At 68.5% G+C, this 25,045-nt stretch carries 27 protein-coding genes; 14 read left to right on the top strand and 13 right to left on the bottom strand.

The window, feature by feature from the left end:
* Nucleotides 1-15: 15 nt before the first annotated feature.
* The gene (def, locus tag ACIGFL_RS18490; RefSeq protein ID WP_021444936.1) at nt 16-522 is read right to left on the bottom strand and encodes a peptide deformylase; all 507 of its coding nucleotides are present in this window, start codon (nt 520-522) and stop codon (nt 16-18) included.
* 152 nt (nt 523-674) lie between these two features.
* On the opposite strand from def, the gene ACIGFL_RS18485 reads away from it, so the two are divergent.
* The 3 genes from ACIGFL_RS18485 to ACIGFL_RS18475 all read left to right on the top strand — a co-directional run bounded on the left by ACIGFL_RS18485 (nt 675) and on the right by ACIGFL_RS18475 (nt 3,537).
* Nucleotides 675-1,715: a LysM peptidoglycan-binding domain-containing protein gene (locus ACIGFL_RS18485; RefSeq protein WP_397498108.1), complete on the top strand. Its 1,041-nt coding sequence runs from the start codon at nt 675-677 to the stop codon at nt 1,713-1,715.
* 81 nt (nt 1,716-1,796) lie between these two features.
* Entirely contained in the window at nt 1,797-2,903 is a 1,107-nt protein-coding gene (gene dprA, locus ACIGFL_RS18480) for a DNA-processing protein DprA (protein WP_397498107.1), read from the top strand.
* Between the two features lie 76 nt (nt 2,904-2,979).
* Entirely contained in the window at nt 2,980-3,537 is a 558-nt protein-coding gene (locus ACIGFL_RS18475; protein ID WP_397498106.1) for an L-threonylcarbamoyladenylate synthase, read from the top strand.
* Nucleotides 3,538-3,570: 33 nt separating this feature from the next.
* Here the strand turns inward: ACIGFL_RS18475 and ACIGFL_RS18470 are convergent, their stop codons facing one another.
* Nucleotides 3,571-4,548, bottom strand: a complete 978-nt coding sequence (locus ACIGFL_RS18470) for an NADPH:quinone reductase (protein ID WP_397498105.1) — start codon at nt 4,546-4,548, stop codon at nt 3,571-3,573.
* Between the two features lie 146 nt (nt 4,549-4,694).
* Here ACIGFL_RS18470 and hemF point away from each other — a divergent pair, with 146 nt between their 5' ends.
* From hemF to ACIGFL_RS18455, 3 genes are all read left to right on the top strand, one after another.
* Complete coding sequence (gene hemF / locus ACIGFL_RS18465; RefSeq protein ID WP_397498104.1) at nt 4,695-5,612, top strand: oxygen-dependent coproporphyrinogen oxidase; 918 nt, start codon at nt 4,695-4,697, stop codon at nt 5,610-5,612.
* Nucleotides 5,613-5,705: 93 nt separating this feature from the next.
* Nucleotides 5,706-6,527 carry a shikimate dehydrogenase gene (gene aroE, locus ACIGFL_RS18460; protein ID WP_397498103.1) on the top strand — a complete coding sequence of 274 codons (822 nt, stop codon included), beginning with the start codon at nt 5,706-5,708 and terminating at the stop codon, nt 6,525-6,527.
* Nucleotides 6,528-6,544: 17 nt separating this feature from the next.
* Nucleotides 6,545-6,901, top strand: coding sequence for a DOPA 4,5-dioxygenase family protein (locus ACIGFL_RS18455; RefSeq protein ID WP_397498102.1), 357 nt, complete (start codon nt 6,545-6,547; stop codon nt 6,899-6,901).
* Between the two features lie 218 nt (nt 6,902-7,119).
* Here ACIGFL_RS18455 and ACIGFL_RS18450 read toward each other — a convergent pair whose 3' ends face one another.
* The 3 genes from ACIGFL_RS18450 to betC form a co-directional block, all read right to left on the bottom strand.
* Entirely contained in the window at nt 7,120-8,691 is a 1,572-nt protein-coding gene (locus ACIGFL_RS18450; RefSeq protein WP_397498101.1) for a SulP family inorganic anion transporter, read from the bottom strand.
* A 61-nt stretch (nt 8,692-8,752) separates the two neighbouring features.
* On the bottom strand, nt 8,753-9,673 hold the full coding sequence (locus ACIGFL_RS18445; protein WP_397498100.1) for a choline ABC transporter substrate-binding protein: 921 nt from the start codon (nt 9,671-9,673) through the stop codon (nt 8,753-8,755).
* Nucleotides 9,674-9,710: 37 nt separating this feature from the next.
* Nucleotides 9,711-11,219, bottom strand: coding sequence for a choline-sulfatase (gene betC / locus ACIGFL_RS18440; RefSeq protein WP_397498099.1), 1,509 nt, complete (start codon nt 11,217-11,219; stop codon nt 9,711-9,713).
* Between the two features lie 113 nt (nt 11,220-11,332).
* Here betC and ACIGFL_RS18435 point away from each other — a divergent pair, with 113 nt between their 5' ends.
* A complete protein-coding gene (locus ACIGFL_RS18435; protein ID WP_397498098.1) occupies nt 11,333-12,253 on the top strand; it encodes a choline sulfate utilization transcriptional regulator in 921 nt (306 codons plus the stop codon).
* 238 nt (nt 12,254-12,491) lie between these two features.
* Nucleotides 12,492-13,394, top strand: a complete 903-nt coding sequence (gene pbpG, locus ACIGFL_RS18430; protein WP_031304122.1) for a D-alanyl-D-alanine endopeptidase — start codon at nt 12,492-12,494, stop codon at nt 13,392-13,394.
* Nucleotides 13,395-13,528: 134 nt separating this feature from the next.
* On the opposite strand, the gene ACIGFL_RS18425 is transcribed toward pbpG, so the two are convergent.
* Nucleotides 13,529-14,422, bottom strand: coding sequence for a LysR substrate-binding domain-containing protein (locus ACIGFL_RS18425; RefSeq protein ID WP_021446180.1), 894 nt, complete (start codon nt 14,420-14,422; stop codon nt 13,529-13,531).
* A 100-nt stretch (nt 14,423-14,522) separates the two neighbouring features.
* Between ACIGFL_RS18425 and ACIGFL_RS18420 the strand changes: the two genes are divergently transcribed.
* Both ACIGFL_RS18420 and dkgB read left to right on the top strand, forming a co-directional pair.
* Nucleotides 14,523-15,734 carry an MFS transporter gene (locus ACIGFL_RS18420; RefSeq protein ID WP_397498097.1) on the top strand — a complete coding sequence of 404 codons (1,212 nt, stop codon included), beginning with the start codon at nt 14,523-14,525 and terminating at the stop codon, nt 15,732-15,734.
* A 24-nt stretch (nt 15,735-15,758) separates the two neighbouring features.
* Complete coding sequence (gene dkgB, locus ACIGFL_RS18415) at nt 15,759-16,562, top strand: 2,5-didehydrogluconate reductase DkgB (protein WP_397498096.1); 804 nt, start codon at nt 15,759-15,761, stop codon at nt 16,560-16,562.
* A 52-nt stretch (nt 16,563-16,614) separates the two neighbouring features.
* Here the strand turns inward: dkgB and ACIGFL_RS18410 are convergent, their stop codons facing one another.
* A complete protein-coding gene (locus tag ACIGFL_RS18410; RefSeq protein WP_397498095.1) occupies nt 16,615-17,358 on the bottom strand; it encodes an SDR family oxidoreductase in 744 nt (247 codons plus the stop codon).
* Nucleotides 17,359-17,480: 122 nt separating this feature from the next.
* Between ACIGFL_RS18410 and ACIGFL_RS18405 the strand changes: the two genes are divergently transcribed.
* Complete coding sequence (locus ACIGFL_RS18405; RefSeq protein ID WP_021444663.1) at nt 17,481-17,729, top strand: hypothetical protein; 249 nt, start codon at nt 17,481-17,483, stop codon at nt 17,727-17,729.
* Nucleotides 17,730-17,762: 33 nt separating this feature from the next.
* Here the strand turns inward: ACIGFL_RS18405 and trpA are convergent, their stop codons facing one another.
* Together trpA and trpB are read right to left on the bottom strand one after the other, a co-directional pair.
* Nucleotides 17,763-18,572: a tryptophan synthase subunit alpha gene (gene trpA / locus ACIGFL_RS18400; RefSeq protein ID WP_397498094.1), complete on the bottom strand. Its 810-nt coding sequence runs from the start codon at nt 18,570-18,572 to the stop codon at nt 17,763-17,765.
* Entirely contained in the window at nt 18,569-19,783 is a 1,215-nt protein-coding gene (gene trpB / locus ACIGFL_RS18395) for a tryptophan synthase subunit beta (protein ID WP_397498093.1), read from the bottom strand. The genes trpA and trpB overlap by 4 nt, the downstream gene beginning before the upstream one ends.
* Nucleotides 19,784-19,913: 130 nt before the next feature.
* Between trpB and ACIGFL_RS18390 the strand changes: the two genes are divergently transcribed.
* A complete protein-coding gene (locus ACIGFL_RS18390; protein ID WP_397498092.1) occupies nt 19,914-20,801 on the top strand; it encodes a LysR family transcriptional regulator in 888 nt (295 codons plus the stop codon).
* A 68-nt stretch (nt 20,802-20,869) separates the two neighbouring features.
* Nucleotides 20,870-21,085, top strand: a complete 216-nt coding sequence (locus tag ACIGFL_RS18385) for a dodecin (protein ID WP_021442739.1) — start codon at nt 20,870-20,872, stop codon at nt 21,083-21,085.
* Here the strand turns inward: ACIGFL_RS18385 and ACIGFL_RS18380 are convergent.
* Nucleotides 21,054-22,031 carry an NAD-dependent epimerase/dehydratase family protein gene (locus ACIGFL_RS18380; RefSeq protein ID WP_397498091.1) on the bottom strand — a complete coding sequence of 326 codons (978 nt, stop codon included), beginning with the start codon at nt 22,029-22,031 and terminating at the stop codon, nt 21,054-21,056. The genes ACIGFL_RS18385 and ACIGFL_RS18380 overlap by 32 nt on opposite strands.
* A 289-nt stretch (nt 22,032-22,320) precedes the next feature.
* On the opposite strand from ACIGFL_RS18380, the gene ACIGFL_RS18375 reads away from it, so the two are divergent.
* Nucleotides 22,321-22,902, top strand: a complete 582-nt coding sequence (locus tag ACIGFL_RS18375; protein WP_397498090.1) for a hypothetical protein — start codon at nt 22,321-22,323, stop codon at nt 22,900-22,902.
* A gap of 6 nt (nt 22,903-22,908) precedes the next feature.
* On the opposite strand, the gene ACIGFL_RS18370 is transcribed toward ACIGFL_RS18375, so the two are convergent.
* The 3 genes from ACIGFL_RS18370 to ACIGFL_RS18360 form a co-directional block, all read right to left on the bottom strand.
* A complete protein-coding gene (locus ACIGFL_RS18370; RefSeq protein WP_397498089.1) occupies nt 22,909-24,138 on the bottom strand; it encodes a nucleoside recognition domain-containing protein in 1,230 nt (409 codons plus the stop codon).
* Between the two features lie 160 nt (nt 24,139-24,298).
* Complete coding sequence (locus tag ACIGFL_RS18365; RefSeq protein WP_397498088.1) at nt 24,299-24,757, bottom strand: inhibitor of vertebrate lysozyme family protein; 459 nt, start codon at nt 24,755-24,757, stop codon at nt 24,299-24,301.
* 10 nt (nt 24,758-24,767) lie between these two features.
* Complete coding sequence (locus ACIGFL_RS18360; RefSeq protein WP_021442734.1) at nt 24,768-24,932, bottom strand: DUF1328 domain-containing protein; 165 nt, start codon at nt 24,930-24,932, stop codon at nt 24,768-24,770.
* Between the last annotated feature and the right edge of the window lie 113 nt (nt 24,933-25,045).

Raw genomic sequence — 25,045 nt, 5'->3', positions numbered from 1 at the left:
TAGGAATCTGGTGGATCAAGCCCGCTGGCGGTGCTGTTTTTCCAGCTTTTTCTTGATCCGGTCGCGTTTCAGGCTGGACAGGTAGTCGACGAACAGCTTGCCGTTGAGGTGATCGCATTCGTGCTGGATGCATACGGCGAGCAGGCCTTCGGCGATCAGCTCGTAGGGCTGGCCGTCGCGGTCCAGCGCCTTGATCCTGACCTTCTGCGGGCGGTCGACGTTCTCGTAGAAGCCGGGCACCGACAGGCAGCCTTCCTGGTACTGATCCATCTCTTCGGTCAGCGACTCGAACTCGGGATTAATGAATACCCGCGGCTCGGACTTGTCCTCGGACAGGTCCATCACCACCACGCGCTTGTGCACGTTGACCTGGGTCGCCGCCAGGCCGATACCGGGCGCGTCGTACATGGTCTCGAACATGTCGTCGACCAATTGACGGATGGAGTCGTCCACGACGTCCACCGGTTTGGCGATGGTACGCAGGCGTGGATCAGGAAATTCGAGGATATTCAGGATCGCCATATGCGTTTGTGATGCACTTGTGGAATAAAGTCAAAATCCGCTGCTAAGATGATGAACAGCATTGAAAAACGGCTTCACGCCGCGGATTCAGCGGGTTTGGACGCGGCGCTAGGGCGCTTCACGTGAAGACACATAATAAAGGGATTCACCGTATGAGGAAATCACTACTCGCCCTGCTGCTGCTGGCAGCCGGCGGTTTGGCCCAGACCGGCCTGGTCCAGGCCGAAGTGCAACTCAAGGACGGTCACCCGGACCGCTACACCGTGGTCAAGGGCGATACCCTCTGGGATATTTCCGGCAAGTTCCTGAGTCAACCGTGGAAGTGGCCGGAAATCTGGCATGCCAACCCGCAAGTCGCCAACCCGCACCTGATCTACCCCGGTGATACCCTCAACCTCGTCTATATCGACGGCCAGCCGCGCCTGATGCTCAACCGCGGCGAGTCGCGCGGCACCATCAAGCTGTCGCCGCAGGTGCGCAGCACGCCGATGGCCGAGGCGATCCCGACCATCCCGCTGGAAGCGATCAACAGCTTCCTGCTGTCCAACCGCATCGTCGACACCCCCGAGCAGTTCGCCGGCGCCCCCTACGTGGTGGCCGGTAACGCCGAGCGCGTGGTCAGCGGCGCCGGTGACCGCGTCTACGCCCGCGGCAGCTTCGACGAAAGCGCGCCGGTGTACGGCATCTTCCGCCAGGGCAAGACCTACACCGACCCGGAAACCCAGGAATTCCTCGGCATCAACGCCGACGATATCGGCACCGGCGAGATCGTCGCCGAGGAAGGCGATATCGGCACCATGCTGCTGAGCCGCTCGACCCAGGAAGTGCGCCTCGGCGACCGCCTGTTCCCCACCGAAGAGCGCGCGATCAACTCCACCTTCATGCCCAGCGAACCGGCCGGCGAGATCGACGGCCTGATCCTCGACGTGCCGCGCGGTGTGACCCAGATCGGCCAGTTCGACGTGGTCACCCTGAACAAGGGCGCGCGCGACGGCCTGGAGATCGGCAACGTGCTGGCGGTGTACAAGACCGGCGAAACCGTGCGCGACCGCATCACCGGCGAGAGCGTGAAGATTCCGGACGAGCGCTCCGGTCTGCTGATGGTGTTCCGCACCTACGACAAGCTCAGCTATGGCCTGGTGCTGGGGGCGTCCCGCTCGCTGGCGATCATGGACAAGGTGCGTAACCCGTAATACCGACAAGCCCCGCGGATGCGGGGCTTGTGCTTTCTGTACCCGCCGCTGCGGCGGCGCGACCGATCAAGGATGATCCCCATGTCGCAACCTTCCGCTCCATCCCCCGCCGTCTCTCCCGCCGAGCTCGAAGCCCGTCTGCGTCTGCACCTCCTGCCGGAGCTGGGGCCGCGGCGTTTTCGCAAACTGCTCGGCGCCTTCGCCAGCGCCTCGGCCGCCCTCAGTGCGCCGGCCAGTGCCTGGCGTGCCCTGGGGCTGCCGGCCATGTGCACCGAGCCGCGGCGCAGCGCCGAGATCCGCGAGCGCGCCGCGGCGGCGCTGGCCTGGCTGGAGCAGCCCGGACAGCACCTGCTGATGTGGGACGATGCGCGCTACCCGGCGCTGCTGGCCGAACTGGCGGACGCCCCGCCGCTGCTGTTCGTCGCCGGCGATCCGGGCATTCTCGAACGACCGCAACTGGCCATGGTCGGCAGCCGGCGGGCTTCGAAGCCGGGCCTGGATACCGCCCATGCCTTCGCCCGCAGCCTGGCCGGCGGCGGTTTCGTCATCACCAGCGGCCTGGCCCTGGGTATCGACGGCGCCGCCCACCAGGGCGCGCTGGATGCGGGCGGCGCGACGGTGGCGGTACTCGGCACCGGTCTGCAGTGCCTGTACCCGGCGCGGCACCAGCGCCTGGCGGCGCAGATCGCAGAGCAGGGCGGCGCGCTGGTCTCCGAACTGCCGCTGGACTGCCCGCCGCAGGCGAGCAACTTCCCGCGGCGCAACCGCATCATCAGCGGTCTGTCGCTGGGCGTGCTGGTGGTCGAGGCCAGCCCGTCCAGCGGTTCGCTGATCACTGCGCGCCTGGCCGCCGAACAGGGTCGCGAGGTCTATGCCATTCCCGGTTCGATTCACCATCCCGGGGCGCGCGGCTGTCATCAGTTGATCCGCGACGGCGCGACGCTGGTGGAAAGCATCGAGCATATTCTCGAGGCCCTGCGCGGTTGGCAGGCGCCCGGGCCGAGCCCTGCTCCAGAGGGGGCCGTGCATCCCCTGCTGGAGTTGCTGCATGCCGCGCCGCAGAGCAGCGAGGCGCTGGTGCAGGCCAGTGGCTGGGCGCTGAGCGAGGTGCTGGCGGCGCTGACCGAACTGGAGCTGGATGGACGGGTGTGCAGCGAGGCGGGACGCTGGCTGGCGCGCAAGCCATAGCCCGGATGCATCCGGGCTACAGTCGCATGGCCGACTTGGATAGACTGCCGGCCATTGATTCAGCGGGAGACAGTCGATGGCCGGCAACTGGCAGGTGCAGCAAGCGGCGCGCGTGGTGCGCGAGGGTGGTGTGATCGCCTATCCCACCGAGGCGGTCTGGGGCCTGGGCTGCGATCCGTGGAACGAAGAGGCGGTGGATCGCCTGCTGGCGCTCAAGGAGCGGCCGATGCACAAGGGCCTGATCCTGGTGGCCGAGGATATCGAGCAGTTCGACTTCCTCCTGCAGGACCTGCCGGCGATCTGGCAGGAGCGCCTGGCCGGTAGCTGGCCGGGGCCCAACACCTGGCTGGTGCCACACCAGGAGCGCCTGCCCGAGTGGATCAGCGGCCAGCACGACACCGTCGCCCTGCGCGTCAGCGACCATCCGCTGGTACGCGCGCTGTGCCGCCGTACCGGGCCGCTGGTGTCCACCTCGGCCAACCCGGCCGGGCGCCCGGCGGCGCGCTCGCGTCTGCGCGTCGAGCAGTATTTCCCGCGTCAGCTGGACAAGGTGCTCGGCGGCGCCCTGGGCGGGCGCAAGAATCCCAGCCTGATCCGCGACCTGCGCACGGGCGACGTGATTCGCCCGTCCTGATTGCGTAGCCCGGGTTGCATCCGGGCTAAGGTTTCACGGCAGCAAAATGGTCGAGCCGGTGGTCTGCCGGGCGCTCAGCGCGTCCTGGGCGGCGGCGGCGTCCTTCAGCGCATAGCGGTTGCTGATCTCCACCTGCAGCTGGCCGCTTTCGATCATGGCGAACAGCTCGTCGGCCATGGCCTGCAGGCGCTGCGGCGTATCGGCGTAGCCGGCCAGGGTCGGCCGGGTGACGTATAGCGAGCCCTTCTGCGCCAGGATGCCGAGGTTGACCCCGCTGACCGCGCCTGAGGCATTGCCGAAGCTGACCAGCAGGCCGCGCGGTGCCACGCAGTCCAGCGAGGTTTCCCAGGTGTCCTTGCCGACGCCGTCGTAGACCACCGGGCACTTGGCGCCGTCGGTCAGTTCCAGCACGCGCTGCACCACGTTCTCGTGGCTGTAGTCGATGGTCGCCCAGGCGCCCTGCTCTTTCGCCCGCGCCGCCTTCTCGGCCGAACTCACAGTGCCGATCAGCCTGACCCCCAACGCCCGCGCCCACTGACAGGCGAAGGAGCCGACGCCGCCGGCCGCGGCGTGGAACAGGATGGTCTCGCCGCCCTTGAGCGGGTAGGTCTGACGCAGCAGGTACTGCACGGTCAGGCCCTTGAGCATCACCGCGGCGGCCTGCTCGAAGCCGATGCCGTCCGGCAGCTTGACCAGCTTGTCCGCCGGCAGCACATGCAGCTCGCTGTAGGCGCCGAGCGGGCCGGTGGCGTAGGCCACGCGGTCGCCGACGGCGAAGCCGCTGACCTCGCTGCCCACCGCCTCGACCACCCCGGCGCCTTCGGTGCCCAGGCCGGCGGGCAGCGCCGGCGGCGCATAGAGGCCGCTGCGGAAATAGGTGTCGATGAAATTCAGGCCGATGGCGCGGTTGGCCACCCGCACTTCGCGCGGGCCGGGGGCGGCCGGCTGGTAGTCGCGGTACTCCAGCACCTCGCTGCCGCCGTGCTGGCTGAACTGGATACGCTTGGCCATTTCGGATTCCTTCTCTGATCGAGCCGCCGGGTGACGGCGAAAGGGTCTATCCAAACGCCCCGATCGACCGCCGTCAACTGCGAAGGCGCGCCCGTGAGTGCTATGCTGCCCGCCGATTTCGATTCGCTCCCGCTCAAGGTGCCGCCGTGACTGACCGTACCGAGGCCGTGAAGGCCTACCTGCTCGACCTGCAAGACCGCATCTGTGCCACCCTCGAGGCCGAAGACGGCCAGGCCCGGTTCGCCGAGGACGCCTGGCAGCGGCCGGCCGGCGGCGGCGGGCGCACGCGGGTGATCGAGAACGGTGCGCTGATCGAGAAGGGCGGGGTCAACTTCTCCCACGTGTTCGGCGACAGCCTGCCGCCCTCGGCCAGCGCCCATCGTCCGGAGCTGGCCGGGCGCGGTTTCCAGGCCCTCGGCGTGTCGCTGGTGATCCACCCGGAAAACCCTCACGTGCCCACCTCCCACGCCAACGTGCGCTTCTTCAGCGCGGAGAAGGAAGGCGAGGAGCCGGTCTGGTGGTTCGGCGGCGGCTTCGACCTGACCCCCTACTACGCCAACGAAGACGACTGCGTGCATTGGCACCAGGTGGCCCATGACGCCTGCGCACCGTTCGGCGCCGAGGTCTACCCCAGGTTCAAGGCCTGGTGCGACCGCTACTTCCACCTCAAGCACCGCGGCGAGCCGCGCGGCATCGGCGGGCTGTTCTTCGACGACCTCAACCAGTGGGACTTCGACACCAGCTTCGCCTTCATGCGCGCCATCGGCGATGCCTACCTGGCGGCTTACCTGCCCATCGTCCAACGCCGCAAGCTGACCCCCTTCGGCGGGCGCGAGCGCGAGTTCCAGGCCTTCCGCCGTGGCCGTTACGTCGAGTTCAATCTGGTGTTCGACCGCGGCACCCTGTTCGGCCTGCAGTCCGGCGGGCGCACCGAGTCGATCCTCATGTCGCTGCCGCCGATGGTGCGCTGGGGCTACGACTGGAAACCCGAGCCGGGTAGCGAAGAAGCGCGCCTGACCGAGTATTTTCTGACCGATCGCGATTGGCTCTCGAAGCTGTCGTGAACGCGTAGCCCGGATGTAATCCGGGGCAATGTACCGACCGCCCCCGGATTTCATCCGGGCTACGGACTGGCGCCTACACAAACAGGATTTCTCATGGACCGCTACTGCGTCTTCGGCAACCCCATCGGCCACAGCAAGTCGCCGCTGATCCACCGCCTGTTCGCCGAGCAGACCGGCCAGCAGCTCAGCTACGAGGCGCTGCTGGCGCCGCTGGACGACTTCGCCGGCTGCGCCCGCGCCTTCTTCGCCGGGGGCCTGGGCGGCAACGTCACCGTGCCGTTCAAGGAAGAGGCCTTCCGCCTCGCCGACCAGCTGAGCGAACGCGCCCGCCGTGCCGGTGCGGTGAACACCCTGAAGAAGCTGGAAGACGGCCGCCTGCTCGGCGACAACACCGACGGCGCCGGGCTGACCCGCGACCTGCAGGACAACGCCGGTTTCAGCCTGACCGGCAAGCGCATCCTCGTGCTCGGTGCCGGCGGCGCCGTGCGTGGCGTGCTCGAGCCCTTCCTGGCGCAGCGCCCGGCGGTGCTGGTGATCGCCAACCGCACGGTGAGCAAGGCCGAGCAGCTGGTGCGCGAGTTCGCCGATCTCGGCCCGCTGGTCGCTGCCGGCTTCGACTGGCTCGACGCGCCGGTGGACCTGATCGTAAACGGCACCTCGGCCAGCCTCGGCGGCGAGCTGCCGCCGATCGCGCCGAGCCTGATCCAGGCGGGGCACACCGTCTGCTACGACATGATGTACGCCAAGGAACCCACCGCCTTCAACCGCTGGGCCTTTGATCAGGGCGCGGCGCGCTGCCTGGACGGCCTGGGCATGCTGGTCGAGCAGGCCGCCGAAGCCTTCGAACTGTGGCGCGGCGTGCGCCCGGACACCGCGCCGGTGCTGGCCGAACTGCGCCGCCAGCTGGCGGGCTGAAGCCCTCGGAGGCCGTGATGAACGACGACGCGCTGCCGCGGATCAAGGGCTACCACGCCCATGTCTACTTCGACGCAGCCAGCCTGGAGCAGGCCCGCGCGCTATGCGAGGAGGCCGCGCGGCGTTTCCCGCTGAAGATGGGCCGGCTGCATGAGCGCCCGGTCGGCCCGCACCCGGACTGGAGCTGCCAGCTGGCCTTTCGCCCCGAGCTGTTCGGCGAACTGCTGCCCTGGCTGCTGCAGCATCGCGGCGGGCTCAACGTGCTGGTGCATCCGATCACCGGCGATGAGCTGCGCGACCACCGCGACTGGGCGCTGTGGCTGGGTCAGTCTCGCCCGCTGGATCTGAGCGTGCTCGACGCCGAGCAAGACTGAGCCGTCGCCCGCGGCTTGCGCCGCCGGTTGGCGCATCGGTAGCGCACTGATTGGGGTGTTGGTTGGCGCGTAGGTTGGCGCTGAGCGCAGCGAAGCCCAACAGGGAGCACGCCGTGCTCCGCCCGACGATCTGACCTCCCGCCACCCCGCCAATCCGCCGCTCATACACCCCTGTTGGGCTTCGTCGCGGGCGCCTCAACCCAAGCTACGGAGCGCGGTCACTCTTCGAACTGCACCGGACAGCGTTCGGCGCCTTCCAGCTTGAGGATCTCCTCCACCACCTGCGGCCGCGCCTGGCGCAGCACCAGGCTGCGTTGCAGGGCCTGCAGGCGGCGCGCCTCCTGGTGCAGCATCTCCACCCCGGCGTAGTCGATGAAGTTGATATGCCGGGCGTCGATCACCAGGCGTTGGCCGCGACTGCGTTGCAGCAGCTGCTGGAGGTAGTGGCAGGCGCCGAAGAAGATCGAGCCGTCGATGCGCAGCACCTCGTCGTCGCCGTCGTGCCACAGGCGCACGCGCGGCTGCGAGGTGCGCTTGAGGTAGAAGAACAGCGAGACCAGCACCCCGGCGTAGATCGCCGTCTGCAGCTCCAGCAGCAGGGTCGCCGCCAGGGTCAGCAGCATCACCGCGAACTCGGCGCGGCTGACCCGGCGCAGCGCGCGAATCGCCGCCAGGTCGACCAGGCCCCAGCAGATCAGCAGGATGCCGGCGGCCATCACCGGCAGCGGGATATGTGCCAGCAGCGCGGCGCCGAACAGGGCGAACAGCGCCACCAGCAGCGCCGAGAACACCCCGGCCAGTGGCGTGCGCGCGCCGGCCTGCAGGTTCAGCGCCGAGCGGGTGAAGGAGCCGGCCGACAGCGAGCCGGCGAACCAGGGCCCGAGCATGTTCGACAGGCCCTGGGCGCGCACCTCCTGGTTGGCGTCGAGGAACTGCTGGGATTTCACCGCCAGGGCGCGGGCGATGGACAGGCTGGTGACCAGGCCGAGCATGCCGCAGGCCACCGCCGCCGGCAGCAGCTGTAGCAGGCTGTTGAGGTCGAACTGCAGCGGCGTGAAGGGCGGCAGGCCGCCCTCGAAGGCGCTGACCAGGGCGATCTCGCCGACTAGCCGCGGCGGCAGCAGCCACACCAGCACGCTGCCGGCGACCAGGCCGAGCAGCAGCGCCGGCGCCTTCGGCCACAGCCGGCGTATGCCCAGGCTGAACAGCAACGTGCCGGCCGCCACGGCCAGGCTCGGCCAGTGCGCGTCGCCCAGGTGCTGGCCGATCTGCAGCAGGCTGGCCAGGGCGGTGGCCTGGCTGGCCACTTCCACGCCGAGCAGGTTGGGCAACTGGCCGATGGCGATCACCAGCGCCGCGCCGAGGGTGAAGCCGAGCACCACCGACTGCGAGACGAAGTTGACCAGCGCGCCGAAGCGCAGCAGGCCGAGCAGCCACTGGAACAGCCCGGCGAGAAAGGTCAGCAGCAGCACCAGGGCGATGAACCGCTCGCTGCCCACCGCGGCCATGGGGCTGACGCTGGTGAACAGGACGATGGAGATGGCCGCCGTCGGCCCGCAGATCAAGTGCCAGGACGAGCCCCACAGGCAGGCGACGATCACCGGCACTATGGCCGCGTACAGGCCATATTCGGCCGGCAGCCCGGCGATCAGCGCATAGGCCAGCGACTGCGGCAGGGCCAGCACGGCGCCGCTCAGGCCCACCAGCAGATCGTTGCCGAGGGTCTTGCGGCTGATGCCGGGCAGCCAGCGCAGGAAGGGCAGCAGGGTCTGGAGGTCGGGTAGCGGCATCGAGATCAGGCTCGGCAGGGTGGGCAGGCTGGCCCCACCCTACGCAATTGCCCCGGCTATTTCAAAGCCGCGCCTTGACCGCGGCCAGGCCGTCGCCGCCGTCGCGGGTGGTGACGCCGTCCAGCCAGGCGTCGAGCACCTGCGGGTTGGCCTGCAGCCAGTCCTTGATCGCGGCGTCGTTGCTGGCCTGCTTGCTGAGCACCCGATCCATGATGCTGTTCTCCATCTCCTGGGTGAATTTGAGGTTGCTCAGCAGCTTGCCGGCATTGGGGCACTGCTGGGCATAGCCCTTGCGCGCCAGGGTGTTGACCTGGCCGCTGTCGCCGAAATACTTCTCGCCGCCGCGCAGGTAGTTCATGTCGTACTGCACGTTCATCGGGTGCGGCGTCCAGCCGAGGAACACCACGAACTGCTCGCGTTTCACCGCGCGGCCGACCTGCACCAGCATCGCCTGCTCGCTGGATTCCACCAGCGTCCAGTCGCCCAGACCGAACTCGTCGGCGGCGATCATCTGCCTGATCGACTCGTTGGCCGGCGAGCCGGAGGCGATGCCGTAGAGCTTCCTGTCGAACTTGTCGGCATGCTTGTCCAGATCGGCGAAGGTCTTCACCCCGGCCTCATAGGCATAGGTCGGCACGGCCAGGGTGTACTCGGTGCCGTCGAGGTTCTGCGCCAGCTGGTCCACTTCGCCGCTGGCGACGAACTTGTCGTAGTTGCTCTGCTGCGCCGGCATCCAGTTGCCGAGAAACACGTCGATCTGGCCCTTCTGCAGCCCGGCGTAGATGATCGGCACCGCCAGGGTCTGGCTCTGCGTCTGATAGCCGAGGCCCTCGAGGAGGAAGCTGGCGATGCCGTTGGTCACGGCGATATCGCTCCAGCCCGGATCGCCCAGCTTGACCTTGGCACAGCTGGCGTCCTCGGCCCAGGCGTTGCCGGCGCTGCTCAGCAGTCCGGTCAGTAGCAGCACGCTGATTCGGTTCATCACGTTTCTCCTTCTTCTGGTTAGGGGCGGCAGTGCTTCAAACCTGGGGATAACGGGCGCGGCGCTCGAGGTCGTCGAGATCGATATGGTTGCGCATGTACTGCTGGCTGGCGTCGACCCAGGGCTGGTGGTCCCAGCTGGTCAGCTTGCCCTGGCTCAGCGCCTCGGCCACCAGGCGCCGGCGGCGCTGGCTGGCCAGGGTGGCGGCGTGGATCGCCGGGATATCCCAGCGCGCCCGCGCCTCGGCGAGAAACTCGGCCAGCACGCCCTGGTGATCCGTCGAGCCGGCCAGGTTTTCGCGTTCCTGCGGATCGCGGGCCAGGTCGAACAGCAGCAGCGGATCCTGCTCCGAGTAGACGAATTTCCACGGCCCGCGGCGGATCATCATCAGCGGGCTGGTGGTGCCTTCGGCCATGTATTCGCCGATGACTTCATCATGGCCCTGGCGACCTTCCAGATGCGCCAGCAGCGAACGGCCCTCCAGCGCCAGGCCCTCCTCGACCCGGCCGCCGGCCAGTTCCACCAGGGTCGGCAGCAGGTCGAGGGTGGAAACCGACTGGCTGATCCGGCGCGCGGCGAAGCGTTGCGGCGCATGCACCAGCAGCGGCACGCGGGCGGCCATCTCGAACCAGTGCATCTTGTACCAGAGGCCGCGCTCGCCGAGCATGTCGCCGTGGTCGCCGGAGAACACCACGATGGTGTCCTCGGCCAGGCCGCATTCTTCCAGGGTCTTCAGCAGCTTGCCGATGTTGTCGTCGATATAGCTGCAGGCGCCGAAGTAGGCGCGGCGGGCGTCGCGGATCTTGTCCGCCGGCAGCGGCTGGTCCCACAGGTCGATGACCTTGAGCAGGCGCTGCGAGTGCGGGTCCTGCTCGCTCTGCTCGAGGTGCTGGCGCGGCAGGGGAATGTCCACGCCTTCGTAGCGCTCCCAGTATTCACGCGGGATGGTATAGGGGTCGTGCGGGTGGGTCATCGACACGGTCAGGCAGAACGGCTGCTCCGGCGTCAGACGCACGTGGTCGTAGAGGTACTGGCGGGCCTTGAACACCACCTCCTCGTCGAAATCCAGCTGGTTGCTGCGCACGCAGGGGCCGGCCTGCAGCACCGAGGACATGTTGTGGTACCAGCTGGCGCGCACCTCCGGCTCGTCCCAGTTCACCGCCCAGCCGTAGTCGGCCGGGTAGATATCGCTGGTCAGGCGTTCCTCGTAGCCGTGCAGCTGGTCGGGGCCGCAGAAGTGCATCTTGCCCGACAGCGCGGTGCGGTAGCCGAGGCGGCGCAGGTAGTGGGCGTAGGTCGGCACGTCGGCGGGAAAGTCGGCGGCGTTGTCGTAGGCGCCGATCTGCGACGGCAGCCGGCCGCTGACCAGGCTGAAGCGCGACGGCGCGCACAGCGGGCTGTTGCAGTAGGCCGAGTCGAACACCACGGCGCGTTCGGCCAGCTTCATCAGGTGGGGCATCTGCACCGGCGAGGCGGCATCGTGCAGCGGCAGGATCGGCGCGGCCATCTGGTCGGCCATGATGAAGAGGATATTGGGGCGGCTCATGGCGGCGGCTATTCCATACTGTGGGTTTATGCGACAGTGCGGGCTTCATGATTCCGCTAGAACGGCGACGGGGTAAACCCGCCTCAAAGACATGACTCGGATAACTTCAGCTTATGCATAAAGCACTCGACGGCGTGGCCCTGGAGGCGCTGCGGGTGTTCGAGTCGGCGGCGCGCCAGCTCAGTTTCACCGCCGCCGCCAGCGAGCTGGGCAGCAGTCAGCCGGCCATCAGCCAGCAGATCAAGCGTCTCGAGCAGCAACTGGCTACGCGGCTGTTCGACCGGGTCTACCGCGGCATCGTCCTCACCGAGGCCGGCGAGCTGCTGCTCGGCCACGTCCAGGAGGGGCTGGCCAGCCTCGACGCCGGGCTGGCCGCGGTCACCGCGCGGCAGCAGCACGAGGTGCTGCAGGTGGCCACCGACTTCGCCTTCGCCGCTTACTGGCTGATGCCGCGGCTGCAGCGCTTCAACCGCCTGTACCCGGAGGTGGACGTCAGCCTGATCACCAGCGAGCGCGACCCGGCCAGCGTGCCCAGCGATATCGACGTGGCCATCCGCTTCGGCGACGGCCGCTTCAAGCACGGTGAGGCGCACCTGCTGTTTCGCGAGGAGGTGTTCCCGGTGTGCAGCCCGCGCCTGCTCGGCGCGCGCCAGCCGCCGCTGCCGGCGTCGGTGCTGGCCGAGTTGCCGCTGCTGCACCTGCGCCCCGAGCACCGCTCGCGCTGGTTCGACTGGGACGGCCTGTTCCGCGCCCTGGGCATAGCCGCCGTGCCGACCCCCGGGGCGCTGCGCTTCGACAACTACACATTGCTGATCCAGGCGGCCATCGCCGGCCAGGGCGTGGCCATCGGCTGGCGCCACCTGGTCGACGAGCTGCTGACCCAGGGCCTGCTCTGTCGCCTGGGCGAGGCCGAGGCGCAGTCGGCGCTGGGCTACTACCTGGTGCTGCCCGAGCGCAAACGCCGTCAGCGCCTGACCGCGCGTTTCGTCGACTGGCTGCAGGCCGAGCTGGAGTTGCCGGCACAAAGCCTCTGAGCGAGCCATACTGCAAGAGCGTGCGGCGAGTCCCTATACTGGGCGCCGCCCGAGGGTTCGCCCTCAGAACCTGTTGAAAGTCTGCTGCGCGTCGGCACTGCTGCGTTAAAAACAGGCTCGGAATGCTCATGTACAAAAGTACACTCCGCTTCCTCGCCTGTTCTTGCCTTGCATTGCTCTAGCTCGCGAGACTTTGAACAGGCTCTCAGGCCCCTCTACTCAACCGGTGAAGTGAACCGTGAAACTCCGTCATTCGATTTTGGCCCTGCTGCTGTGCGGCGGCCTTGCAGTTTCGAACCTTGAGGCCGCCCCGGCCAAGCCCCAGCAGGAACTGGCCGCCGGCAGCGCGCTGCTGGTCGACCTGAAGACCGGCCAGGAACTCTATGCCAGCAACCCCGACCTGCGTCTGCCGGTGGCTTCGGTGACCAAGCTGATGACCGCCATGGTGGTGCTCGACGCCAAGCTGCCGCTGGATCAGGTGCTGCCCATCACCATCCGCGACACCAAGGAAATGCAGGGCGTCTACTCGCGGGTGCGCATCGGCAGCGAGGTCAGCCGCCGCGACATGCTGCACCTGGCCCTGATGTCCTCGGAAAACCGCGCCGCCGCCAGCCTCGCCCACCACTATCCGGGCGGCCACGCGGCCTTCGTCGCGGCGATGAACGCCAAGGCCAAGGCGCTGGGCATGCACAGCAGCCGCTTCGTCGAACCCACCGGCATGTCCGAGCACAACGTCGCCACCGCCCGCGACCTGGCGCTGATGCTCAAGGCGGCGCAGCAGTACCCGCTGATCGGCCAGTTCAGCACCGACTCCGAGGCCACCGTGAGCTTCCGCAAGCCCGCCTACAGCCTGGGCTTTCGCAACACCAACGCGCTGGTGCGCAAGGCCGACTGGGACATCGACCTGAGCAAGACCGGCTTCACCAACGCCGCCGGCCGCTGCCTGGTGATGCTCACCTCGATCAACCATCGCCCGGTGGCCTTCGTCGTGCTCGGCGCCTTCGGCAAGTACACCCATATGGCCGACGCCAACCGCCTCAAGCGCTGGATGGAAACCGGCAAGGTCACCCCGGTGCCGGCCGCGGCGCTGAGCTACAAGCGGCAGAAGCTGGCGGAGTGGAACCTGCAGGCCGGGCAGTGAAGGAAGGGCGACTCGATGAGTCGCCCTTTTTCGTTGACCTCTGGATAGGTCGATCCGGCGTCCCTTACCTGCAGCTGACGCCGCGCGCCGGGTAGGTTGCGCCGCGCACCCCGGCCATTCATCACCGGCGGCAGCTAGCCGTGGCTGCCCAGCCGCTCGCTGAGGAAATCCAGGAAGCAGGTGATGCGCGAGGCCAGCGCGGTGTTGCGGTAGTACACCGCATTGATCGGCTGGCGCACCTCGACCCGCTGCTCGGCCAGCACCTCGACCAGATCGCCCCTGGCCCGATCGGCGTCGGTCATGAAATCCGACAGGCACACCAGGCCCTCGCCGGCCAGCGCCAGTTCGCGCAGCGTGTCGCCGCTGGAGGCGCGGATGCTCGGGGTGATGCGCCAGCGCTCGCCCTGGGCGTGACGCAGTGGCCAGTCGTTGAGCCCGTCCGGCTCGGTGAAGCCGATCAGGCTGTGCCCGCTCAGCGCCTCGACGCTGTCCGGTGTGCCGTGGCGCGCGAGATACCCGGGGCTGGCCAGCACCCGTCGCCAGCTGTGGCACAGCGGCCGGGCGTGCAGGCTGGAGTCGGGCAGCGCACCGATGCGGATGGCCAGGTCGGTGCGTCGCTCCAGCAGGTCGATGATGCGGTCGTCGCTGTGCAGTTCCAGCTCGATCTGCGGGTAACGCGCGCGAAACTCGCCGATCAGCGGGACTATCACGTGCAGCATAAAGGGCGAGGCGGTGTTGACCCGCAGCCGTCCGGCCGGCGCCTGGCGGCGCAGCGCCATCTGCTCCTCGGCGTCTTCGACGCTGGCGAGGATGCGCCGCGCCTGGGCGAGGAACAGCTCGCCCTCCTCGGTCAGCTCCAGGCGGCGGGTGGTACGGCGCAGCAGGGTGACGGCGAGCTTTTCCTCCAGCCGGCTCAGCGCGCGGCTCACCCCGGAGGCGGTCTGTTCCAGCTGCGCGGCGGCGGCGCTGATCGAGCCGCTGTCGACCACGCGGACGAAGGCGAGCATTTCTTCCAGGCTGGTTTTCATTGTTGATCTTCAGGCAAAGGTCTTTGCTGGGTTATCGGCTTTTTCCGCATGAGTCTGGCTCGGATACTGCGCGCCATCAACCTCATTGCGGAGCCATTCCATGCCCATTGCCCTGCTCGCGCTGGCCCTCAGCGCCTTCGCCATCGGCACGACCGAGTTCGTCATCGTCGGCCTGTTACCCACCGTCGCCACCGATCTGGGTGTCGATCTGCCCTCCGCCGGCCTGCTGGTCAGCCTCTACGCTCTCGGCGTGGCGGTCGGCGCGCCGCTGCTTACCGCGCTGACCGGCAAGCTGCCGCGCAAGGCTCTGCTGCTCGGCCTGATGCTGCTGTTCAGCGCCGGCAACCTGCTGGCCTGGCAGGCGCCGGGCTACGAGTCGCTGATCGTCGCGCGCATCGTCACCGGCCTGGCCCACGGCGTGTTCTTTTCCATCGGCTCGACCATCGCCACCAGCCTGGTGTCCAAGGAAAAGGCCGCCAGTGCCATTGCCACCATGTTCACCGGGCTGACCGTGGCGCTGGTCACCGGCGTGCCGCTGGGTACCTTTATCGGTCAGCATTTCGGTTGGCGCGAGACCTTCCTGGCGGTGTCCGCCCTCGGCGTGATCGCCTTCGTCGGCAGCCTGCTGTACATCCCTCGCGGTATCGCTCATACCCCGCCTGCCTCGCTGCTGACCCAACTGGCCGTGCTCAAGCAGCCGCGCCTGCTGCTGGTGTACGCCATGACCGCCCTCGGCTACGGCGGCACCTTCACCGCCTTTACCTTTCTCGCGCCGATCCTGCAGGAGCTCAGCGGCTTCAGTGCCGGTGCGGTGAGTCTGGTGCTGCTGGTCTATGGCGTGTCGGTTGCCGTGGGCAACGTCTGGGGTGGCAAGCTGGCCGACCAGCGCGGGCCGATTGCGGCGCTGAAGCTGATCTTTGCCCTGCTCGCCGGTGTTCTGCTGCTGCTCGGCCTCACCGCCGGCAATCCCTGGCTGGCCCTGGGCACCGTGTTGCTGTGGGGCGCCGTGGCCTTCGGCAACGTGCCGGGACTGCAACTTTATGTGGTGCGGCAGGCCGAACATTTCAGCCCGCAGGCGGTGGATGTGGCCTCGGGCCTGAATATCGCCGCCTTCAACCTGGGCATCGCCGGCGGCGCCTGGCTCGGCGGGCATATCGTCGCCCAGCTCGGCCTGATCCACACCGCCTGGATCGGTGCGCTGGTGGTGCTCGGCGCGCTGGCGCTGACCGCCTGGAGCGGTCGTCTGGACCGCCGCAACCCGGCGCTGCGTGAGGCGGGCACTGCCCGCTCCGGCCTGGTGGTCGGTCACTGATTCCGTCAATCAAGGAGATTGCGCATGAAATTCATCCCTGCCTTCGGCCTCGGCACCTTCCGTCTCAAGGAGCAGGTCGCCATCGATTCGGTACGCACGGGGCTGGAACTGGGCTATCGGCATATCGACACGGCGCAGATTTATGGCAACGAAGCCGAGGTCGGCCAGGCCATCGCCGCCAGCGGCGTGGCGCGCGACGAGCTGTTCGTCACCACCAAGATCTGGACCGAGAACCTCGGCAGCGGCCGGGTGATCGCCAGCCTGCGGGAGAGCCTGCGGCGCCTGGGGCTGGAGCGGGTCGACCTGGCGCTGATCCACTGGCCGTCGCCGGGCGACGAGATCCCCGTGACGCAGTACCTGGGCGAACTGCTGCAGGCCAAGCGCCTGGGACTGACCGCGGCCATCGGCGTGTCCAACTTCACCATCGCCCATCTGCGCCAGGCCATCGATGCGGTGGGGGCGGACGAGATCGCCACCCACCAGGTGGAGATTCACCCACTGCTGCAGAATCGCAGGCTGGTCGACTTCACCCGCCAGCAAGGCATTCACCTGACCGCCTATATGCCGCTGGCCTACGGCAAGGTGCTGGCCGAGCCGGTGATCCAGCGCATCGCCGCCGCCCATGGCGCCAGCCCGGCGCAGGTGGCGCTGGCCTGGTCGCTGCAGCAGGGCCATGCGGTGATCCCCTCCTCGACCAGGCGCGAGAATCTGGCCGCCAACCTGGCTGCGGCCAAGCTGCGTCTGAGCGCCGAGGACATGGCCGCCATCGCCGGCCTGGAGCGCGGCGAGCGGGTGGCCAACCCGGGGTTCGCGCCTCGCTGGGACTGAGCCCGGCACCCGCAGTAGGCTGTGGGAGGGGCTTCAGCCGCGACCTTGGGCCCTACCGCCCGCCGGCGATATCGACCAGCGCGCCGGTGGTGTAGCTGGCCTTGTCGTCGAGCAGCCAGAGGATCGCCTCGGCCACTTCCTCGGCCCGCCCGGCGCGGCCCAGCGGGGTGCTCTTGCCGAGGCGCTCGGCGCGGTCCGGCTGGCCGCCGCTGGCGTGGATCTCGGTGTCGATCAGTCCCGGTCGCACGGCATTGACCCGCACGCCCTCGCCGCCCAGCTCCTTGGCCAGGCCACGGGTCAGCACGTCCAGCGCGCCCTTGGCGCCGGCGTAGTCGACGTACTCGAAGGGCGCGCCGAGGCTGGCTGCCACCGACGACACCAGCACCATCGAGCCACCCTCGCCACCGCGGCTGCGCGCCATGCGCCGGGCGCCCTCGCGGGCGGTCAGGTAGCTGCCCAGCACGTTGACCTCGAACATGCGCCGCAGGCGTTCGCCGCTCATCTGCAGCAGCGGCATGGGCGGTGCGACTATGCCGGCGTTGACCACCAGGCCGTGCAGCGGGCCGAGCTGGTCCATGGCCTCGAACAGGCGCAGCACCTGTGCTTCCTCGGCCACGTCGGCCTGCAGCGCGACGGCCTCGCCGCCGCTGGCGGTGATCTGCGCCACCAGCGCGTCGGCGGCGGCGCGGTCGCTGTGGTAGTTGACCCCGACGCGCCAGCCGCGGGCGGCGGCCAGCAGGGCGGTGGCGCGGCCGATGCCGCGGCTGGCACCGGTGATCAGCAGGGATCTGTGCATAGGCGCTCCAGGTGCAAAGGCGTCGGACCAGGGGTGCTGTCGCCTGGCGGCCACTTCTACTAGCCTAACTCTAGTCGCAATGGGCCTGCGCCCGGCGGACCGCAGTAACGGGAGAGCAGATCATGGATAAAACACAGTTTTCCAGTCTGTCGCTTGAGGATCTGGCTTTGGTACCGCTGGAGGAGGACGCCGCGCCGCAAGCGCAGGCGCCTGCGGTGCAAGCGCAGGCGTCGAAGATCGATACGCGCAAGAAGCGCGAGCGCCGCAGCGGCGTGGATCGTCGAGTGACCATTCGCTTCGAGGAGGATCGGCGCAGCGGCGTCGACCGGCGCGCGCAGAACCAGGCCTGGGGGCACGGTCACGACCTCTGAGTGGCGCCGGGGATCGCCCCCGGCGCTTGACGGTCAGCCGCGTGCTACGCGCACGCCCTCGGCCAACTGGGCGCACAGGCCGAGCACGCCATCGATGGCCTGCTGCGCGGTTTCGGCCTTGGCGATCTGGTCGACCAGCGCCGAGCCCACCACCACGCCTTCGGCGCGGCGCGCCACTTCGGCGGCATGCTCCGGGGTGCGGATGCCGAAGCCGATGCACAGGGGCAGGTCGGTGTGGCGACGCAGGCGCGCCACGGCTTGCTCGACGTGATCCAGGGTCGCCGCGCCGGCGCCGGTGACACCGGCCACCGACACGTAGTAGACGAAGCCGGAGCTGCCGGCCAGCACGGTGGGCAGGCGGTCGTCGTCGGTGGTCGGGGTTGTCAGGCGGATGAAGTCGATGCCTGCGCTCTGCGCCGGCTCGCACAGCTCGTCGTTGTGCTCCGGCGGCAGGTCGACCACGATCAGGCCATCGACGCCGGCGGCCTTGGCATCGGCGATGAAGCGCTCGACGCCGTAAACGAAGATCGGGTTGTAGTAGCCCATCAGCACCAGTGGCGTGCTCTGGTTGCCTTCGCGGAATTCGCGAACCATCTGCAGGGTCTTGGCCAGCGTCTGCTTGGCCCCCAACGCGCGGATATTGGCGAGCTGGATGGCCGGGCCATCGGCCATCGGGTCGGTGAACGGCATGCCCAGCTCGATCACGTCGGCGCCGGCGTCCGGCAGGCCCTTGAGGATGCTCAGCGAGGTGGCGTAGTCGGGGTCACCGGCGGTGATGAAGGTCACCAGCGCGGCGCGGTTTTCCGCTTTCAGTTCGGCGAAACGGTTGTGCAGGCGGCTCATGCGTGCTTCTCCTGGTTGTCCTGCATGTGGTGCATCACGGTCTGCATGTCCTTGTCGCCACGACCGGACAGGTTGATCACCATCAGGTGATCCTTGGGCAGTTTCGGCGCGCGCTTGAAGGCTTCGGCCAGCGCGTGGGCGCTTTCCAGGGCCGGGATGATGCCTTCCAGGCGGCAGCAGTGGTGGAAGGCCGCGAGGGCTTCGTCGTCGCTGATCGGCACGTATTCGACGCGCTTGATCTCGTGCAACCAGGCGTGTTCCGGGCCGACGCCGGGGTAGTCGAGGCCGGCGGAAATCGAGTGGGCATCGGTGATCTGGCCGTCATCGTCCTGCAGCAGGAAGGTGCGGTTGCCGTGCAGCACGCCCGGCGCGCCACCGGCCATGCTCGCCGCATGCTTGCCGGTGTCGATGCCGTGGCCGGCCGCCTCGACGCCGACGATCTGCACGCCGCTGTCGTCGAGGAAGGGGTGGAACAGGCCGATGGCGTTGGAGCCGCCGCCGATGCAGGCCACCAGCGAGTCGGGCAGGCGGCCTTCCTTCGCCAGGATCTGCTCACGCACTTCGTTGCCGATCACCGACTGGAAGTCGCGCACCATGGCCGGGTACGGGTGCGGGCCGGCGGCAGTGCCGATCAGGTAGAAAGTGTTGTGGACGTTGGTCACCCAGTCGCGCAGGGCCTCGTTCATGGCGTCCTTGAGGGTGCCGGTGCCGGCGGTGACCGGGATCACCTCGGCGCCCAAGAGCTTCATGCGGAAGACGTTGGCCTGCTGGCGGTCGATGTCGGTGGTGCCCATGTAGACCACGCACTGCATGCCGAAGCGTGCGGCCACGGTGGCGGTGGCCACGCCGTGCATGCCGGCGCCGGTCTCGGCGATGATGCGCTGCTTGCCCATGCGCTTGGCCAGCAGGATCTGGCCGATGCAGTTGTTGATCTTGTGCGCGCCGGTGTGGTTGAGGTCTTCGCGCTTGAGGTAGATCTTCGCCCCGCCGAAGTGCTCGGAGAGGCGCTCGGCATGGTACAGCGGGCTGGCCCGGCCGATGTAGTCGCGCTGGAAGTAGGCCAGCTCGTCGAGGAAGGCCGGATCGTTCTTGGCCTTCTCGTATTCGGCGGCCAGCGAGTTGATCAGCGGCATCAGGGTTTCGGCGACGAACTGGCCGCCGAAGCGGCCGAACAGGCCGCGCGCGTCGGGGCCGGTGCGAAATGAGGTCATGGTCGAGCTCCTGTCTGGGGCCTCTGCCCACGAGCGGGCAGGAGGTTTGGCAATGGCGCCATTCTACCCCTGGCGAGCAGGCTGAAAAGCGATTAGATTGCCCTGAAATGTCAGGAAAAATCACAAATCAATGAATCGCGAACTGCCCCCGCTGAATGCCCTGCGCGCCTTCGAGGCCGCCGCCCGCCTGCAAAGCGTCAGCCGCGCCGGCGAGGAGCTGCATGTCACCCATGGCGCGGTGAGCCGGCAGATTCGTGCGCTGGAAGAACAGCTCGGCGTCAGCCTGTTCGACAAGGACGGCCGTGGCGTGAAACTCACCGATGCCGGCATGCGCCTGCGCGATGCTGCAAGCGATGCCTTCGAGCGCCTGCGCGGCGTCTGTGCCGAGCTGCGCCAGCGTCAGGACGGCGCGCCCTTCGTGCTCGGTTGCCCCGGCAGCCTGCTGGCGCGCTGGTTTATCCCGCGCCTGGATCGCCTCAACCGCGAGCTGCCGGAGCTGCGCCTGCAGCTCTCGGCCAGCGAGGGCGAGTTGGACCCGCGCCGCCCCGGAGTGGACGCTACCCTGTGCTTCGCCGCGCCGCCCTGGCCGACGGACATGCAGGTACACGAGCTCGATATCGAACGGATCGGGCCGGTGCTGAGCCCGCGCTTTGCCGGCTATGCGCGCCTGCAGGGGGCGCCTGCCGCGGCGCTGCTCGACGAGCCGCTGCTGCACACCGCTTCGCGTCCGCAGGCCTGGCCGCAGTGGGCCGCGGCGCAGGGCCTGGAGCCGGCGCGGCTGCAGCAGGGCCAGGGGTTCGAGCACCTCTACTACCTGCTGGAGGCGGCTGCCGCCGGTCTCGGCGTGGCCATCGCGCCGCAGCCGCTGGTGGCCGACGATTTGGCCGCCGGTCGCCTGGTCGCACCCTGGGGCTTCGTCGCCACCGAGGCGCGCCTGGCGCTGTGGGTGCCGGGACGCGTCCGCGATCCGCGCGCCGAGCGTCTGGCCGCCTGGTTGGCGCGTGAGCTGCAGGCCTAGCACGGCGCGCGCGCAACCCCCGCAGCGCTGGTCTAGGCTTGCTGCAGGCCCACTGCGGAGCGCACAGCATGTCCGACCATCGCACCTACAAGAAGATCGAAATCGTCGGCACCTCCAAGATCAGCATCGAGGACGCCATCCAGAACGCCCTGGCCGAATGCGCCAAGACCGTGCGCAATATGGACTGGTTCGAAGTCATCGACACCCGCGGGCATATCCTCGACGGCAAGGTGGCGCACTACCAGGTCGAGCTCAAGGTCGGTTTTCGTCTGAGCGGTAGCTGATGCCCTGGGCGGCGAGGAAGGCGAGGAAGGCTTCGCGGCTGGAATAGCGCGGCTGGTAGCCGAATTCCTGCTTCAGCCGCTGGTTGGCCAGCACCGGTCGGTAGCGCAGAAAATCCAGTTGCTCCGGGCCGTACTGGCTCAACCCCAGCGGCTTGAGCAGGCGCAGCGCGCCGCCGAGCAGCGCCGCCGGCAGCGGCCGGTAGGGCTTGCCGAGGATCGCGGCGATTTCCTTGAGGCTCAGCGCGCCGTCGCCGGCCAGGTTGTAGATGCCCTCGCTAGCCTCCTCCAGGCCCTGGCGGATGATGCCGACCACGTCCTGCTCCCAGATGAACACGAAGCGGCTGGCGTGACCGCGCACGCCGACCACCGCGCGTTTCTTGAACAGGTCGCTGATCGGGTTGTTCAGGCGCTTGCCGAGGATGGTGCCGGGGCGCAGCACCAGTTGGCGCAACTGGGGATGTTCCTCGCGGCAGCGCGCCAACAGTTGCTCGATCTCCAGCTTGTGCTTGGCGTAGGCGAAATGCGGGTGGCCGCGCAGCGGCTGGTCTTCGTCGATCCACTCGGCATTGTCCGCGGCGTAGCCGTAGGCGGCGCCGGAGCTGGTCACCACCAGCTGGCGCACGCCGTTGGCGACGGCGCTGTCCGCCAGGCATTGGGTGCCGCCGACCTCGATGGCGTGCAGGTGCGCCTCGCTCATGTCGCGCGGCGGGCGGATCACCGTGGCCAGGTGGACGATGGCGTCCGGCTTCCAGCCGCTTATGCAGGCGCGCACCTGGGCCGGGCGGCCCATGTCCAGCAGCACCGGCTCGACGTTGGCCTTCAGCCCACGGCTGTCGATCGGGCGGATGTCGGCGGCGATCAGCGTCCAGTCGGGATGCTGGATGGCCAGCTCGTCGAGCAGCTGATGGCCGATAAAGCCGGCGGCGCCGGTGATCAGAACGCGCATTGCAGTCTCCCGGTGGATCGCGGCATCCGCCCTGGCCCGTTCAACTGCCGAAAGGGCCCTGCCGCGACGGGCGTGGCCCCTTGATAAACGGGCCTTGTGGTTATTGTTTGCAGCCCGGCGCCAGGCTAGGCAGGTGGACGCCGGCTGACAGTGGCGGAACTCGCCAGCGGCCGTGGCGATTCACGCCAGCGGGACGAATGGTGTGGCCCGCGTCCAGCCAGGCCGGCCGCGGCTGACGGGACGCGGGCGGATGGGGCAAACTGGCGGGGCTTATTCAGGGAGGATAGTCATGTTCAGGATGCTGCTGGTCTTTCTTGCCATGCTGGCGATAGGCGGTTGTTTCGACAGCGCTCCGCCGCTCGCCGAGGAGCGCCGCCTGCTGCTCAGCGCTGCGGATTTCGCCGCCTACCAGGCGCCCGCCGCGGGGCGTTACGAGAAGCTGGTGAGCTACGCCGCGCGCAGCATCGACCTCAGCTTCGAGAGCGCCGGCAGCGACTGGTTCTACCTCTACAGCGGCGTCTCGCTCTACCCGCGCGCCAGCGATGCGCTGATGACCAGCTACGCCGAGACCTTCGGCGCCTCGTTCGGCCTGCGCGACAGCGGCCTGGTCGAGCAGGAGCTGGAATTCGAGCTGGAGCTCGCCAGCCGCGCCAGCCTCAAGCTGCTGACCGAGGACGGCGAGCCGGTGGGCAACCTGTTCTATGCCACGGTCGGCAACAAGTCGCTGTTCGCCATCTTCACCGGCGTCTACTTCGAACGGGGCGAAGATTTCGCCGCCTTTATCGCGCCCAAGCTCACCGCATTGCGCGCCCACCGGCACGCGGACCCGCTGCTGAGCTGGGCTGGCAGCAAGCTCGGTTTCGCCGAATGAGCGGCCTCAGCCGAAGAACCAGTAGGTCACGCCGATAGCCGCCACCACCCCGGCCAGTTCGGCCAGCAGGGCGCAGCCCACGGCGTGGCGCACGCGCTGGATGCCGACCGCGCCGAAGTACACCGCCAGCACGTAGAAGGTGGTCTCGGTGCTGCCCTGGACGGTCGCCGCGGCTAGCGCCGCGAAGCTGTCGACGCCGTGGGTCTGCATGGTTTCGATGAGCATGGCGCGCGCCGCGCTGCCGGAGAACGGCTTGACCAGCGCGGTGGGCAGGGCGTCGACGAAGCGGGTGTCCCAGCCGCCCCACTCGACCAGCCAGCGAATGCCGTCGAGACCGAATTCCAGGGCGCCGGAGGCGCGCAGCACGCCGATCGCGCAGAGCATGGCGACCAGGTAGGGCAACAGGCTCTTGGCCACGTCGAAGCCCTCGCGGGCGCCCTCGACGAACTGTTCGTAGACCGCCACCCTCTTCAGCGCGCCGACCAGCAGGAAGGTCAGGATCACGCCGAACAGGGTCAGGTTGCCGAGCAGCGAGGACAGCGCCGCCAGCGCGGTGGCGCTGAGGCTGGCGAGCAGCGCCATGAAGCCGCCCAGCAGCAGCGCCCCGGGAATCAGGTAGGCCAGCACCACCGGATCCCACAGGCGCAGGCGCTGCATCAGCGCCACCGACAGCAGGCCGACCAGGGTCGAGGCGCTGGTGGCGAGCAGGATCGGCAGGAACACCAGGGTCGGGTCGGCCGCGCCCTGCTGCACCCGGTACATGAAGATCGACACCGGCAGCAGGGTCAGCGACGAGGCGTTGAGCACCAGGAAGAGGATCTGCGCGTTGCTCGCCGTGGTGCTGCTGGGGTTGAGCTCCTGCAGGCTGCGCATGGCCTTGAGGCCGATCGGCGTGGCGGCGTTGTCCAGGCCCAGGCCGTTGGCGGCGAAGTTCATGGTGATCAGGCCGAGCGCCGGGTGGCCGCGCGGTACCTCCGGCATCAGGCGGGCGAACAGCGGGCCGAGCAGCCGCGCCAGGGCGTCGACCAGGCCGGCTTGTTCGGCGATGCGCAACAGGCCGAGCCACAGGGTCATGGTGCCGAACAGCAGCACCATCACCTCCACCGACAGCTTGGCCATGGCGAACAGGCTCTCGACCATGGCGCCGAACACCGCCGGGTCGCCACCGAGCAGCCAGCGCGAGAAGCCCGCCACCGCCGCCACCAGGAAAAAGCTCAGCCACAGGCCGTTGAGCATGTCGATCCCCCTTAGCTCGAAAGTCGCGGCGCGACGCCTTCCTCGATGGCCATCTCCTTACGGGAGAAGGTGGCGCGAGGCGCCGGATGAGGGAGGGCATGCCGTCATGGCGGGGGATGATAACGCGGCGACGGCCGGCGAGGGGCCGTCGTCGTGTGCCTCAGAACCAGTTGGGGTCTTTGCGCAGCTGTTCCTCGAGCAGCCGGCGCACTTCCTCGTCCGGCTCGCCCAGCCAGCGCAGGCTGGCGTGCTCGCTCGGCGCGCGGTCTTCCGGCAGGTTCTCGGGCACCTGCACGTAGAGCGCGTAGGCGTTGTCCTTGTCCCAGTCGAAGGCGAGGTACAGGCGCTGGTTGAAGCAGTCGTGCGCCTCGCACAGCTGGCCGACCAGGAAGCGGTCGCTGGCGCTTTCCACCGCCTGCATCGGCGTCGACAGGCCGCTGAGGTTCATCAGCCAGCCGGGCAGGCGCTGCTCCTCCTGCACCAGCTCCTGCCAGGCGGCGCGGTACCCGGCGTCGCTGCTCAGCAACTCGCCCGGATGCAGGTGCGCGTCGCGGTCGGCGGCCTGGGCCGCCAGGGCGCCGCCCAGCAACAGGGCGGCGGCGATGGCATGAATGCGCATGCAGACCTCCTTACAGACGGGGGCGACGGCCCATGACGAACGAGATGATGAACAGCACCAGGAACACCACGAACAGAATCTTGGCGATGCCCGCAGCGGTGCCGGCGATGCCGCCGAAGCCCAGCACGGCGGCGACGATGGCGATGATCAGAAAGGTCAGTGCCCAGCTCAACATGGCGTTTCTCCCGTTGCGATGAAGGCGGATGGCGCGGGTTCGCGCACCTCCGGCCTTGTCTTGGAGTTGCGAGCGGAACGAGTCCGGTCACCCGCCAGGGTCGTTGCACCGCC

The sequence above is a fragment of the Pseudomonas sp. NPDC077649 genome, from assembly GCF_044542855.1.
Taxonomy (GTDB): Bacteria; Pseudomonadota; Gammaproteobacteria; order Pseudomonadales; family Pseudomonadaceae; genus Aquipseudomonas.
The sequence above is the reverse complement of the archived record's forward strand: the minus strand, read 5'-3'. Positions and strand labels throughout refer to the sequence as shown.